The sequence below is a fragment of the Vibrio mediterranei genome, assembly GCF_013364395.1.
Classification (GTDB): Bacteria; Pseudomonadota; Gammaproteobacteria; order Enterobacterales; family Vibrionaceae; genus Vibrio; species Vibrio mediterranei.
Genome location: NZ_JABXGK010000001.1, coordinates 1,656,153 through 1,670,405, shown reverse-complemented (window position 1 = coordinate 1,670,405; position 14,253 = coordinate 1,656,153). Strand labels below are relative to the sequence as shown.

Genomic DNA, 14,253 nt, shown 5'->3' with positions numbered 1-14,253 from the left:
CTCCTTGTTAGTGTTAAGTTAGGACAATCGTTCACGCAAAAGGTCATAAGACATGGAAAACTACAACAAACTGGTTGAACACTATAAAACAATTTCTAATTTCAGCCATTTATCCGCTATATGTGGTTGGGATGCAGCGGCAATGATGCCATCTGGAGGCAACCAAGCTCGCTCAGAAGCGATGGCTCAACTGTCACTTCATATCCATCAACTATCGACTGCGCCGCAGCTAGCAGAATGGTTCGAACAAGCTCAGAGTGATGAGCTCGACCCTTCACAACGAGCCAGCTTAGGGGAAATGAAACGACAATGGCAGCTTACCACTGTCGTTCCAGAAGAATTAGTGAAAGCAAAGTCTCTTGCTGGATCCAAGTGCGAACACGCTTGGCGTACACAGCGTGGTGACAATGATTGGGATGGCTTTTGTAAAAACTTCGAAGAGGTAGTGAAACTTTCGCAAGAAGAGGCCCAAATTAGAGCGGAACAATCAGGCTTAACTCCTTATGATGCGATGCTGGATATCTATGAACCGGGGGTAAACTCACAGCAACTCGATTCAATCTTTGGTGACTTGGTATCTTGGTTGCCAGAATTAACTCAACAGGTCATTGAAAAGCAAAAAACAGAGTCGGTTTATACCACTGAAGAGTCATACAGTACCAAAGATCAAAATGCGCTTGGATTGGAAGTGATGAAACTTCTTCAGTTCGACTTTGACCATGGTCGTCTGGATATCAGTTCGCATCCTTTCTGTGGTGGTGTTCCTCAAGATGTCAGGATCACAACACGCTACGATGAATCTGACTTTGTTCAGTCTTTAATGGGAATTGTCCACGAAACCGGTCATGCTCGTTATGAGCAAGGCTTACCAAAACAGTGGGCAGGACTACCAGTTGGCCAAGCACGTTCAATGGGTATTCATGAATCTCAATCTTTGTTCTTCGAAATGCAATTAGGCAGAAGCCAACCTTTTATCGCCAACTTAGCGCCACTGGCTCAAAAACACTTCTCAACTAATGACGCGAAAGTATTCGAAGCAAACAATCTACAGAAAATCTATACCCGAGTGCAACCAGGGTATATTCGCGTTGATGCGGATGAGCTTACTTACCCTGCCCATGTTATTCTTCGTTATGAGATCGAACGAGATTTGATGAATGGTAAGATCTCCTATAAGGATATTCCTGAACTGTGGAATCTGAAGATGCAGCAGTACCTCGGTCTTTCCACACAAGGTAACTTTAAAGACGGTTGCATGCAGGACATTCACTGGACAGATGGTGCCTTTGGTTATTTCCCTTCTTACACTTTAGGGGCAATGTATGCAGCGCAGTTTATGGCGGCGATGAGAAAAGAGGTGGATGTGGACAACGCAATCTCTTCATTAGAATTGGCTCCGATCTTTGATTGGTTAAGTGACAATATTTGGAGTCAGGCAAGTACGCTTGCTACTGGAGAGTTGGTTAAACAAGCGACTGGCTCAGAACTTAACGCTCAATTCTTTAGAACACATTTAGAAAAACGTTACTTATAGTTTCGGTCATGACTCGCGAAGTTAGACGACTTGGCGAGTCAACACTTTCCAGTCTGTGGCGCAAAGTGATAAGTAATTCAACGGTAACCGTTTTAACATTGCCTATTAATAGTTAGTCAATAAAGGCAATAGAAATGAAACTGTCCACACTATCGGTATTATTAATTCCGAGCTTGTTCATCGCTACAAGTGTGCAAGCGAACTCCTCAGAAGGTCCTAAGCTAATTTACTCCGCACACATTGATAAAACGTGTGGTGTACAAGTTGACAGCGAGGCGACCGGCACCTTAGGTTTTGGAAACCAAGTTCCTGAAGATGGTGCAACGTTTAAAGTTATTTCTAATCATAATGAAAATCATATGAACCCAAAGCTCCAAGTCACTCACTTCGAGGCTGACGATGACAAAATTACAGCACAAAATACTACGTTGGAAATTGATGGGACTGCACACAAAGTAGAAGACTTACAGAACGCTCCTGTCGAAGTTCAAGTCGGTGAGAACACAGCTCACGGTTACACAAGTGTTGGAGAATTTGAGTTTGAGGAAAATGGAGATAAAACGGCAACGGTAACCTATACCATTACCTGTACGCATGACATTGTGAAGGTTCAAGGTTAAATCTCGACACAACATATAATGATTCGGGGGAGACCTATTCTATCCCCCGCCATTACTTCTGCTGATAATTATCTCTTTGAGTCGTATTCAATCACTGAAATAACCGCGCCACATGGATCCTCTATCACCGCTATCTTACCGACACGCTCAATAGTCGTCACTGGAACCAATACTAAACCACCGACTAATTCTGTTTTGTTCACAATAGCTTCAACTTCGTCAACGGTTACGTAAGTGCGCCAATGTGCTCGAATATCCTTATCATCGACAGTAAGTATGCCAGCAAAAGGTTCCGTAGCGTTATCACTTGTAACCAGTGCGTAGCGACTACCATTTCGACCCGGTACCTCTTTTAACTTCCAACCAAGCATTGATTCATAGAACCGGCATGCTTGTTCAAAATCCGGAGTTATCAACTCTGACCAACTAAATAATCCATGGTCTTCAAACGGTTTATCCACTTACATACCTTCCACTTTTGACAGCCATTTTTCTCTCTTTATTAGGCAAATATCCATGATTAAACGAGCAATTTCCTCTGAACTTTGGTCTGGGTTTTGCTCATGCAGTGCTCTCCAAGCGACGTCGATAGCGCAGTTAATAACATCGCACGCTTCACCTACAACACCATCACTTCCACCTTTTTCAGTAGGAGTGATGCCATCTTTAATCTGTAGTTCTACTGATAGCTCGCCGACTTCTTCTACAAGTTTTTGTAAAAAGAACGGATAGGTTCTGTGTGGTTTTTCGGTGCCAAGTTCCTCGGATACCTTAACGAGTTGTTCAAACATTCAATTTTCCCCTATTCAATCGCCTTAGCACCTTAAAGATGGGAGTATTCTTAGTCGTTTTTAACATCATTAAAAAAGCGACCAATTGAGTCGCTTTTATCAGAACCATGATGGTAGTTTTATCGGATTTATTGATTATTAATTGCGGGCTGCACGCTTTGTGTAATATCTTCAAATTCAAACTTTCCATCATCTAACGCTTTCTTAATCTCGCTTTTTGCAGAAAAATCTAACGCAGCAAGATCCACTTTCTTAATTCGGCTGTCGTTCATCGTTTTGTAGTAGAGAACGCCATTGGTTTGGTCAACCACTGAAGTCCACTGAGTCGCGCTTGGTAGATCTGGGATATGCTCTCGATATTGCGGGCCAAACTCAGAGCCAATTGGAATATCGAAGTTATTCAATATATGAAAGGCTTGAGAAACTGCCTGTGCCGAGGTTTTGAGTTCAGGTGCAGTGGTGACATAAAATGCCGCTCGTACGAACCTAGAAGGCGGCGTAATGTCTCCAGGTAAGCCTAAGAACCCTGAACCGATACCGAATGATTTTGCCTCGACCTTTCCAAACTGCCGAGGAGCACTGGTTCCAGGTTGTAAGTGCAGGTAGTTGTTTAAGTTGGTCACCTGCCAAGGAAACGTTGGAGAGTTAGTCAGAACGCCTACTTCATTTTCGTAAACATGCACCTCTCCTTGGTTCATAATTTCAATCACAACACTTCGACCTGTTTTGTCCGTTACACGCCAATGCCCTGTTGGTGAAGGCTGTCCTTTAGCATCTAGATATACTGGCACTATATCTATAGATTTCATCGCGGTTATTACTTCATCGACAGTTTTAAATTGCGACAACATCCAACGTACAAAATCCATATCGGTAATGCTCTTCTGTCTTGCTTCCTCATTGTACGGTTTTAGCGAACCGTACCCTTTGAAATAGAATAGTCCGGCACTCAACCCAGCCTCATTAACCCCTTCCCCAATAAACCGGTCATCACTTACTGATATACCAACAAAACCTAGACGACTACCCCAACTGAATCCTTGTTTATGATCGGGCATAATCGACGTGAACTGGTGCTTTCTCGGAGAGATGATCAGTTTACTATTTAGATTACTCTCACCCCATTCAATAGTGCGAGCTTGTATGAAGTCGTTTCCGACCGTAGAAAGAGAAATGCCAGTACAAGCACTAGCAGGTACGATAACGCTAGCTGAAAGCACTATCGCAATTAACGTTTTTCTGAACATTTCAAACAACCTAAAAGTAAGGCTACACATTGTAGTGCTATGAGTGTAGACCTAGTTCTCTTAGTTGAAAATGGAAATTGCAATACGATGAAAAGAATTATCTTTTCAGTTACTTAATTGATATTTTAATCCACCAAAAGACTCTCTATTCGTACAATTTTAGATCGCCAGGTACGAAAAAGGCGACCCAAGGTCGCCTTTTTACACACTTACACAGTTTTAGAAGATGTGAAGTGTAGCATTGATGGTAAAACTATCTAGATCTTTGTCATCAAATTTGGTTTTAACGCCGTTAAAACGTTGCCAACTCGCACCAACAGAAAGCATATCAGTCACGAAGTACTCTGCACCTACACCGTACATAAAGTCTGTACCGCTGTCGCTGCCACTTAGACCATCTTTATAATCAGCGTTGTAGTAGTGTAAACCACCTTTAGCGTAAAGCTGTACTGGACCAATATCGATACTTGGTTTAAGTGCTGCGTACCAAGAACCTAGTTCTGCGTAACCTTTCTTGCCCTCGCTAGTACCGTCGAAGTTACCGTGTTTCCAGTAACCACCTTCAATACCGATGATAGGCAGAATACCAGTACCAACGTGGAAACCCATTGGGGTATCGCTGTTACCATTGTAGTCTGCACGACCAGCAGAAACACCACCATACAACCACGCATCAGCAAACGCTGACGTCGACGCACCAACAAGCGCAAGCGCTAAAAGTGTCTTTTTCATTTGTAACCTTCTTGTTTAATAAAATGCGGCGAGTCCAATGAAAGCCACCGCGGAGCTTTATATATCACACACTATATCGTAGGAGAATCCTTCTAGTTTTAATTTTCGGTAAAACTTTCTGAATTCTCATACGCTTAGAAGTTATATCTATCACATTTTTGCATAGAATCTATTTAGTTGGACACTTAGCAAGCGTCTATCGCATTCAATACGCGTTTATCGGACACTGGGTATGGCGTACCGAGCTGCTGAGCAAAATAACTCACGCGTAGCTCTTCTAGCATCCAGCGAATCTCTTTAACGTTTTCTGGTATTTTCATGCCTTTTGGAATCTTGTTAAGTAACTCTTTGTAGTCTTGAGTGACGGATTCCACTTTTAGCATGTGCATGCGATCTCGATTTGGGTCAATCGGTAACTTCTCCATACGTTTCTCAATTGCTTTCAAGTAACGCAGAATATCCGGCAGTCGTTTCCAGCCACATTCGGTTGCGAAGCCTTTGAAAATCAATCCTTCGATTTGCGCTTTTATATCCGATAACGCGAATGCCATAGTCAAGTCTACGCGACCTTTTAGCTTTTTATTAATGTTGAACGCAGTCGTCAGGATTGTTTCCACTTGCTGTGCAATGTCTACAACTGTATCGCCCAACTCTCCACGCACATACTCTTTAAGTTGCTCAAATTTGTCTGCATCCCAAACTAAGCCACCTTGACCTTCGATAAGCTTATCGATACCGCACGCTATACAGTCATCAATTAAGTCTAACACTTTGCCATAAGGGTTGAAATAGAGACCCAGCTTAGATTTGTTCGGAAGATTGGTGTGCAGATATTTAATTGGAGACGGCACATTCAGTAGCAGCAAACGACGTTGCCCTTCTTTCATGACCTGCTCTTGTTCGACTTCCGTTTCAAACAACTTAATTTCAACGCTGTCTTTATTGTCCACCAGAGCAGGATAGGCTTTCACATCAAATCCACCGCGCTTTTGCGAATAGACTTTTGGCAGTTCACCAAAGCTCCAGGTATGCAAACCTTGCTGCTCAATGTCATCATCAGCAACTTTAGACAAAGTTTGTTGCACTTTGTCTTTCAGGCTTTCTTTCAACTCATAGAGATTGCGATTCTCTTTAAGCTTTCTATTGCGATGATCCACAGCACGGAAAGTAATTTTCAGGTGATCAGGAAGTTGTTCTAGATTCCAGTCGTCCCTTAATACTTCCACACCGGTCATGCGGCGAAGTTCTTTTTCCAATGCATCTAAAAGCGGTGCTTCCATCGGTGTGACACGAGCCAAGAATGCGTCTGCGTAGTTTGGCGCTGGAACAAAGTTCTTACGTAGTGTCTTTGGCAATGCTTTGATTAAGCTCACCACCAGTTCATGTCGCAACCCTGGAATTTGCCAATCGAACCCTTCACTATCAATCTGGTTAAGGATAGGTAATGGGATATGCACTGTTACACCGTCACTATCTTCTCCAGGTTCAAACTGATAACTTAGCTTGAGTTTAAATCCACCTTGATGCCAGAAGTTAGGATAATCAAGATCGGTGACATGACTAGCGTCGCCCTTAAACAGCATCTCTTTTTCAAAATTAAGAAGCTCTTTGTTCTTCTGGCTTGCTTTCTTCCACCACGTATCAAAATGGCGCCCAGAAACAACTTCCGTACCTACACGTTGATCGTAGAAATCAAACAGCTCATCGTCGTCAACAAGGATATCCCGACGACGCGACTTGTGCTCAAGCTCTTCTACTTCTTGTAGTAGCTTTCTGTTTTGTTTGAAAAATGCGTGCTTGGTTTCCCAATCCCCTTCAACTAAGGCACTGCGCACAAACAGTTCGCGACTTAAAACTGGGTCAATCGCGCCATAGTTAACCAATCGCTTCGGAACAATTGGTACTCCGTACAACATCACTTTTTCGTGTGCCATTACGGCTGCGCGTTTCTTAGACCAATGGGGTTCACTGTAGCTACGTTTGATTAGGTGTTTTGCTAGAGGCTCAATCCACTCTGGTTGAATTTTGGCGATAATACGTCCCCAGAGCTTAGAGGTTTCCACCAGCTCTGCCGACATAATCCACTTAGGTTGCTTCTTAAACAGACCTGAAGCCGGGAAGATATGGAATCGTGCGTTTCGAGCCCCTTGGTACTCATTTTTCTCTTGGTCTTTCACACCAATATGAGACAACAAGCCAACCAGTAAGGCAGTATGGACCGATTGGTAACTGCCTGGTTCTTGGTTGAGTTTTTCATCCATCTCACGCATCGCTTGATGTATTTGGAAGTAGACATCTTGCCACTCACGTACACGTAAGTAGTTTAAATAGTCTTGCTTGCATTGCTTGCGGAATTGATTTCCAGACAACGCTTTTTGTTGTTTTTGAATGTAATCCCATAGGTTTACAAACGTCAGGAAATCAGACTCTTTATCGAAAAAGCGCTTGTGTTTGTCGTCAGACGATTGCTGCTTGTCACTAGGACGTTCTCTTGGGTCTTGAATAGACAATGCAGAAGCGATAACCATGACTTCTTTTAAACATCCAAGTCTTGGTGCTTCTATCACCATTCGAGCCAAACGAGGGTCGATTGGCAGGCGAGCCAACTTACGACCAATTGGAGTTAAACGTTTCTTAGGATCTTTTGCTTTATCATTGATAGCACCTAACTCTTCAAGCAGACGTACACCGTCTTGGATATTGCGTTTATCAGGTGCTTCAACAAATGGGAAAGCTTCGATATCGCCCAACCCCAAAGCCGTCATTTGCAGAATGACCGACGCTAGGTTGGTTCTAAGAATTTCAGGATCAGTGAATTCTGGGCGTGATTCGAAATCTTCTTCCGAATACAGACGAATACAGATCCCCTCTTCTACACGGCCGCATCGACCTTTACGCTGGTTTGCACTTGCCTGAGAAACTGGCTCAATAGGAAGACGCTGAACCTTTGTGCGATAACTGTATCGACTAATGCGAGCGGTACCTGGGTCAATGACGTACTTAATTCCCGGAACAGTCAGAGATGTTTCAGCAACGTTAGTGGCGAGTACAATTCGTCGACCTGCATGTGGTTGGAAAATCTTATTCTGTTCGCCAGCGGATAATCGAGCGTACAATGGAACAATCTCAGTATCACGAAGGTTACGTTTTGCTAATGCATCCGCCGTATCACGAATCTCACGCTCACCGTTCATGAAAATCAGAATGTCACCAAGACCTTCATCACACAGTTCATCTACCGCTTCGAAAATGCCTTCTAGCTGATCTCTATCGCCATCATCGTCCCCAGACAGAGGGCGATAGCGAGTTTCAACTGGGTATGTTCGTCCCGAGACCTCAATAATTGGCGCGTCATTGAAATGTTTTGAGAAACGCTCTGGATCGATGGTCGCTGAAGTGATGATGATTTTTAAATCAGGGCGTTTCGGGAGTAACTCACGTAAGTACCCCAGAATAAAGTCGATATTCAAACTACGCTCATGCGCTTCATCAATAATGATGGTGTCATATTGATTAAGAAAACGATCGTGTTGAATTTCAGCTAGTAAGATACCGTCTGTCATCAACTTCACTTGAGTATTGTCAGAAATCTGATCGTTAAATCGGACTTTATACCCAACGAACTCGCCGAGTGACGTCTCCATCTCTTCGGCAATACGATTTGCCACTGAGCGCGCAGCAAGTCGTCTAGGCTGTGTATGACCAATTAAGCCAAATTGTCCTCGACCTAATTCTGAGCAAATTTTTGGTAACTGAGTCGTCTTACCTGAACCTGTTTCACCCGCCACAATAACCACTTGATTATTCTCAATGGCTTCGGCAATTTCATCTTTCTTCTGACTAACCGGCAGCTGCTCTGGGTAGTTGATGGTAGGTTTTGTAGCTGCGCGCTGTTGAGCAACCATCATCGATCGCGCAATATCGATAGCAATCTCGTCGAATACTGCAGATTGAGCTTCTGGTTTTTTAATTCTTGTTGCGCCCGCGATACGCTTACTCAAACGAAAGCGGTCGCGAATCATACAGTCTTTTAATGCTTTTTTAAGTGACTGTGGATTATTCGCTCGCACTTGCGACTGTTGATTGGAATTTTGAGAGGAAGTCAAAACGTTCCCTACTTAACTTTTTACTATTAAAAACTGGCCGGATTGTAGCACAGGTAGGAAATTCGCGTTAAGCCAGAAGGATACAAAAAAGCTCCGCAATGCGGAGCTTTCTGATTAGAAGTGGTATTGAAGATAGAAGGTGCTGTAGTTACTACCACCTTTGATTCGACCAAACTGGGACGAAGCTTCGAATATCGCACTGCGGTGATGCAGAGCATAACCCAACCATAACTCTTCAAGCTCTGGTTTACCGATAATAGAGCCTATGCTGATATCATAAGAAATATCAATGTAGTTCATAAGGTGACTCGCACGCTTCTCTTTCTTATCCATCTCTTGTTGTTCGATATAGGTAATGTTGTCGATATATGACAGGCCGTTACCCACACCTAAACGCATCTTCACTGGCCAGTTAAATGTGTAATATGCTTTGATAAGCGTGATAAATTCTGTACCAGAGCCTTGAACCTCAGAACTCCAGTGGTGAGCAATACCCGGACTCAAATAGATATCCAACGGCATACCAAACAACTCATCCGTTAATGGATGGCCATAAAATACTGATGTTACTTGGTTATTATACGGATCGCGCTTACCATTAAAGGTCAGGATATCACCCATGTCCGATGGTGACGCATAACCATGAGCTACACGCACATAAGGTTTAGCTCCGATATCACGACGTACTTGCTTCGCTTTTGATGTTGATTTTTTCTTCTCGTTGAAGAAACCAAAACCGAAATACACTTCGCCTTCAAAACGTTCTTTAATCACTGATGAATGATACGCTTGGTTATCTAGCATGCGAATATTAGTCGCACCTACAAGGTATAGGTTTGATACGACGTGGTATTTAGCATCAACGCCCATCGCATAGTCCATACCGCCACTTAGGCTATCTGTAGTGCCTCGGTATGTACCATAGTATTCGGTGTTAAAGTCAGCATCTTTATAACGTAGTGTAACGTTAGGACGTAATTCAAGGTCACCATAATCAAGCATACCTTGAAGTCTAAAGTTTGCATGATAACGGTTATGTCCGTCTGTCATTAGCTCAGTGTCGAAGTGCCAAGCGTCATCAAAGTTGTAACGCATTTGCAAACCATAATCCGCAGTGTCTCCCCCAACGGCATTTTGCTCGTCTGCTGGTATGTCGATAAAACGCATACGCGCAATGGCGTTAAGCTCTAACTCTTTGTCATCCGTTTTATAGAGGTGGGCGCCTGCCATAGTACCGTCTAGAAAGACATAGTCATTCTTAAAGAACATCATCGGAATAAAGGTACTAACGGAGGTATCACTTCCTTTGGTATCAAAAGGAATGTTCGCTGTACGCCACACTGCTGCAATGCCCCAATCCGCTTCTTGCGCTGACTCTTCTGCCAATACCACTGGTGCTGTACAAAGTGATGCTGCGGTCGCGAGCGCGAGATTTCTCTTTATCATGTCTTGCAGTTTCTCCAACTGGAATATGTTTACAATTAATAAGCTAAGGAGCACGTAATCACTATTTTGACTGATAGCCAAAATTCACACGCCATTTATCAAATAACCTAACAACAGCTACCTCAGTGAAGTAGAGTTGTATATTATGGGGTTAACGCATATTTTTATGTCACCACACTGTTATTTGCCTTATGGCTCAATAAATAACCAACAGTGATGGGTGTCATAGTTTCCACTATTTAGACGAATCGTGAAAGTAGAAAAGTTAAAAAAAATTCTCCAATCTTTGCCAAACGATCAACATATTGATGTCGTCACAGGTGAGACATGGCTTCCAGAAAGACTTTTGAGTGCTAAAGTCGATAATGACTTGTTATTCTTAGAGTTCGACAACGCTCCTGACGAAGCGGAAGATACGTTTGAAGGTCGAGGATTTGTTGAGCATGAAATAGAGCTTGTTCGTGAGCGATTAGCTCAGATGATCGACCAAAGCAACAATAAAGAGCATCTTTTGGATGCTTTGACTGCTTTTTTCCTAATCGGTCATGAAACGAGTAGCTCAGAGTTTGTCGAACTGCTTGAGCAAATGAATGAAGCTACGGCACCATCAGAGCACCCGGCACTGGAACATTCCTAAAAAGTAAGTAGAAAGAACGCCTCATGAAAAAGCTCAATCCTGTGTTGGCAGGACCAATATTACGTCGCACTAACCCTCAGCATATCACCCTATGGTTGGCGACCTCATTGTGTCCTTCAAACCTTCAACTTGCGATCAATAACGATGATGTGATTTCCTACAATGATTTTGATACTGAGCAGGTCTACAAAATAAGCAACAAGCTATGGATCATTCAGTTCCACACTAATCTTTTAACGTCTCAGACTGGCCACTTAGGTTATAACGTGGTTTGGCGAGAATCCAAGAGCAGCGTTCTTAATGACAACATGTTCTATTCATCGTCATCTTGGATAGACATCATATTGTCAGATAAGTCTGATCATATTCTTCACGGTTCATGTAGAAACCCACATCATCATAGTGAAGACAGCCTGCTTCAAGTTGATTCATTGCTCGATCAGTTAGCGAATTCTACAAAAGACGATGATCGACCAGACCTTTTGTTACTTACTGGCGACCAAATCTACGCTGATCATGTTGCCGGTCCCATGTTGGTGGCTATCCATAAAGTCATCAAATTACTTGAGTTACCTAATGAGTCATTTATTAGTGCTCCTGTTGAAAATGCAGATGAACTCTATCGTTGTACCAACGCTCTCTATTCTAGAGACCAAATACTCCCCCATTACCAAGATGAGACTCATCGTCTAAAGGGTCTGATTAACAAAAATGACACGCCTATTTTCAGCTCTAGAGAATGCGAAAATCATCTGATTAGCTTCTCAGAATTTTTGGCAATGTACTTGTTAAATTGGTCTCCTGAACTCTGGGATGCCATTCAGTTTAAACAACTGCGTCCCAATGATGGTTCTGAAAACCAACCTTTGTTAGAGAAAGACCAACCTCTTTGGAACTGGGAAAAAGCAGATCTCGATAAATTTGTCGCTGGCTTACCGAAGATCAGGCGAGTTATGGCGCATGTCCCAAGTTATATGATTTTTGATGATCACGACGTAACTGACGATTGGAACCTAACTGTTGGCTGGGAAAAAGCAGCTTACGAGAACGCGTTTTCTAAGCGAATAATAGGTAACGCTCTATTGTCCTATCTACTGTGCCAAGCTTGGGGTAATACGCCAGTTCAGATGAAGAGTGACTGGCGAGACAGTTTGGTTGGGCTGTTCTCTTATTCCAACGCAAACAAAATCATCGCGCAAGACCAACACGATGACTTAATTACGCAATTGCTGCGATACGAGAAGTGGCACTTTAGTCTTGATTCATCACCTAAAGTAGTGGTTCTTGATACTCGCACACGACGCTGGCGTTCCGAGTCCAATCTAAATAAACCATCTGGTCTAATGGACTGGGAAGCGATGGTTGAATTTCAACAAGAGCTCATCGGTCTAGACTCTGTTGTTGTCGTATCTCCCGCACCTATGTTTGGTGTGAAATTTATAGAAACACTACAAAGTATGGCGACAAAAATGGGTAATCCACTAATTATTGATGCTGAAAACTGGATGGCTCATCCTGGAAGCGCCAATACTCTACTGTCTATTTTTACCCATACTAAGACACCTAAGAACTTTGTCATTTTGTCGGGTGACGTACACTACTCCTTCGTCTACGACGTCAAACTTCGTTATAAGCAGACGGACTCGCACATTTACCAAATAACCTGTAGTGGAATAAAGAATGAGTTTCCGGAACCACTACTGACGATTTGTGACACACTCGATAAATGGCTTTATTCACCGCGTTCACCGCTCAACTTGTTTACTAAGCGTAAGCGTTTAAAGATCTTCAAACGTAAGCCAGAACCAAGTCACCATAATCGACTGGTCAATAAAAGTGGTATCGGAAAGGTACGATTGGATGATGAAGGCAAACCTATCGAGATATCGGTCCTTCATGGAGATGGTACAAAAACCACATTCCCTGAAACTAATTCCGAAAGCTAAACTCTAAATACTTGTGATCTGGCTCAACAATCACTATGTATTATAAATAAGCAATAAAATCAGGTAACGCCATGTTTAATTCCATTACTTCAATGTTTAAACAACTTATTGAAGGCGATGACTTATCTAACAACAAGTCAATTAGCCCTAACCTTGCTATCGCTGCACTGCTTTGCGAAGTGTCTAATGCCGATTATCAAGTGGAAGAGGAAGAAGAAAAAGCCAAGCTATCTTTAATTGAACGACTGTTAGGACTTGATGAAACAGAGTCGAAAACTCTGTTGGTTCAAGCGCAAGAACAAACCAAGAACTCAGCGTCTTTGTACGACTTTACCTCAAGCTTGAGAGAATTGAGTCAGGAGAAGCGCTTTGACTTAATCAAAGCCATGTGGGAAGTTGCCAACGCAGACGGAGTTATTGACCCGCTGGAAGATGCAGTGATTCGTAAAGTAGCAGAGCTCCTCTATGTTGATCACAGCGAGTTTATCCGAGCTAAGATTCAAGTCACTGACAAGTAGCGCCACACGTTATAAGCACAAAAAAGCCGAGCAGAGAGTATTTCTGATCGGCTTTTGTCATTCTTGGTCAGCGAGTTACAGCATGGTCAATGCCAATTTAGCAAGGTTATACGCATCAACATAGCCCGAGTGCTGTCTACCTTCCCACTCTATTCCTTGGCTTTCTTGTGCCGCTTTGTGACCAATACGCTTGTCTTTAAGTCGATTTTGTATGCGATATAAGGTCGCTAGATTAACAAACTCTTTGAATGGCATTTCGATGCCTTTCGATTGACATTCTTCGAGTAAGATAATGTCGTCTCGGCCCCATGAGGCATAAATTTTGTTAGGCCCACCAAAATTTTTAACCATCGACTGAATCACAGACGCTAGTGGACGCCCCTGCTTTTCTACTTTACGTGGTGTTATACCGGTAAGCTCTGTACAAAATAACGACACCTTATCAGTTTCAGGCTTAACGTAATATTGTGCTCGCTTCACTACTTCTTGTTTAACTAAATCTATTTCTGCTAGCCCTACTTCAATTATCTCGCCAGTCGTGCCAACACCGTCGACATTCCAACAACACATTTCAAGATCAAAACAAACGACACGATTATAATTCATAGGGATTTTAAGATTAGTTAAACGAACCGTCGGATTGTAACGTATCAAACGTCAAACCTCGACAGTTCTC

At 42.8% G+C, this 14,253-nt stretch carries 12 protein-coding genes; 5 read left to right on the top strand and 7 right to left on the bottom strand.

The window, feature by feature from the left end:
- The first annotated feature begins 52 nt into the window (after positions 1-52).
- Complete coding sequence (locus HOP38_RS07880) at positions 53-1,534, top strand: carboxypeptidase M32 (RefSeq protein ID WP_038230579.1); 1,482 nt, start codon at positions 53-55, stop codon at positions 1,532-1,534.
- Positions 1,535-1,668: 134 nt separating this feature from the next.
- Complete coding sequence (locus HOP38_RS07875) at positions 1,669-2,154, top strand: hypothetical protein (protein WP_038230580.1); 486 nt, start codon at positions 1,669-1,671, stop codon at positions 2,152-2,154.
- Between the two features lie 68 nt (positions 2,155-2,222).
- Here HOP38_RS07875 and HOP38_RS07870 read toward each other — a convergent pair whose 3' ends face one another.
- From HOP38_RS07870 to HOP38_RS07845, 6 genes are all read right to left on the bottom strand, one after another.
- Positions 2,223-2,615 (bottom strand): VOC family protein, encoded by a 393-nt coding sequence (locus tag HOP38_RS07870; RefSeq protein WP_031497077.1) that lies wholly within the window; start codon positions 2,613-2,615, stop codon positions 2,223-2,225.
- Positions 2,616-2,945, bottom strand: a complete 330-nt coding sequence (locus HOP38_RS07865) for a nucleoside triphosphate pyrophosphohydrolase family protein (protein ID WP_038230582.1) — start codon at positions 2,943-2,945, stop codon at positions 2,616-2,618.
- Between the two features lie 128 nt (positions 2,946-3,073).
- Complete coding sequence (locus HOP38_RS07860) at positions 3,074-4,192, bottom strand: linear amide C-N hydrolase (RefSeq protein WP_198557810.1); 1,119 nt, start codon at positions 4,190-4,192, stop codon at positions 3,074-3,076.
- A gap of 219 nt (positions 4,193-4,411) precedes the next feature.
- Positions 4,412-4,924: a porin family protein gene (locus HOP38_RS07855; protein ID WP_006071435.1), complete on the bottom strand. Its 513-nt coding sequence runs from the start codon at positions 4,922-4,924 to the stop codon at positions 4,412-4,414.
- A gap of 185 nt (positions 4,925-5,109) precedes the next feature.
- Positions 5,110-9,030, bottom strand: coding sequence for an ATP-dependent RNA helicase HrpA (gene hrpA / locus HOP38_RS07850; protein ID WP_198557809.1), 3,921 nt, complete (start codon positions 9,028-9,030; stop codon positions 5,110-5,112).
- A 114-nt stretch (positions 9,031-9,144) separates the two neighbouring features.
- On the bottom strand, positions 9,145-10,476 hold the full coding sequence (locus HOP38_RS07845) for a MipA/OmpV family protein (protein ID WP_031494492.1): 1,332 nt from the start codon (positions 10,474-10,476) through the stop codon (positions 9,145-9,147).
- A 250-nt stretch (positions 10,477-10,726) separates the two neighbouring features.
- Between HOP38_RS07845 and HOP38_RS07840 the strand changes: the two genes are divergently transcribed.
- The 3 genes from HOP38_RS07840 to HOP38_RS07830 all read left to right on the top strand — a co-directional run bounded on the left by HOP38_RS07840 (position 10,727) and on the right by HOP38_RS07830 (position 13,577).
- The gene (locus tag HOP38_RS07840) at positions 10,727-11,113 is read left to right on the top strand and encodes a VC1380 family protein (protein ID WP_198557808.1); all 387 of its coding nucleotides are present in this window, start codon (positions 10,727-10,729) and stop codon (positions 11,111-11,113) included.
- A gap of 23 nt (positions 11,114-11,136) precedes the next feature.
- The gene (locus HOP38_RS07835) at positions 11,137-13,059 is read left to right on the top strand and encodes an alkaline phosphatase D family protein (protein ID WP_198557807.1); all 1,923 of its coding nucleotides are present in this window, start codon (positions 11,137-11,139) and stop codon (positions 13,057-13,059) included.
- A gap of 71 nt (positions 13,060-13,130) precedes the next feature.
- A complete protein-coding gene (locus HOP38_RS07830; RefSeq protein WP_006071430.1) occupies positions 13,131-13,577 on the top strand; it encodes a tellurite resistance TerB family protein in 447 nt (148 codons plus the stop codon).
- 75 nt (positions 13,578-13,652) lie between these two features.
- Here the strand turns inward: HOP38_RS07830 and HOP38_RS07825 are convergent, their stop codons facing one another.
- Complete coding sequence (locus HOP38_RS07825; RefSeq protein WP_006071429.1) at positions 13,653-14,183, bottom strand: 3'-5' exonuclease; 531 nt, start codon at positions 14,181-14,183, stop codon at positions 13,653-13,655.
- Between the last annotated feature and the right edge of the window lie 70 nt (positions 14,184-14,253).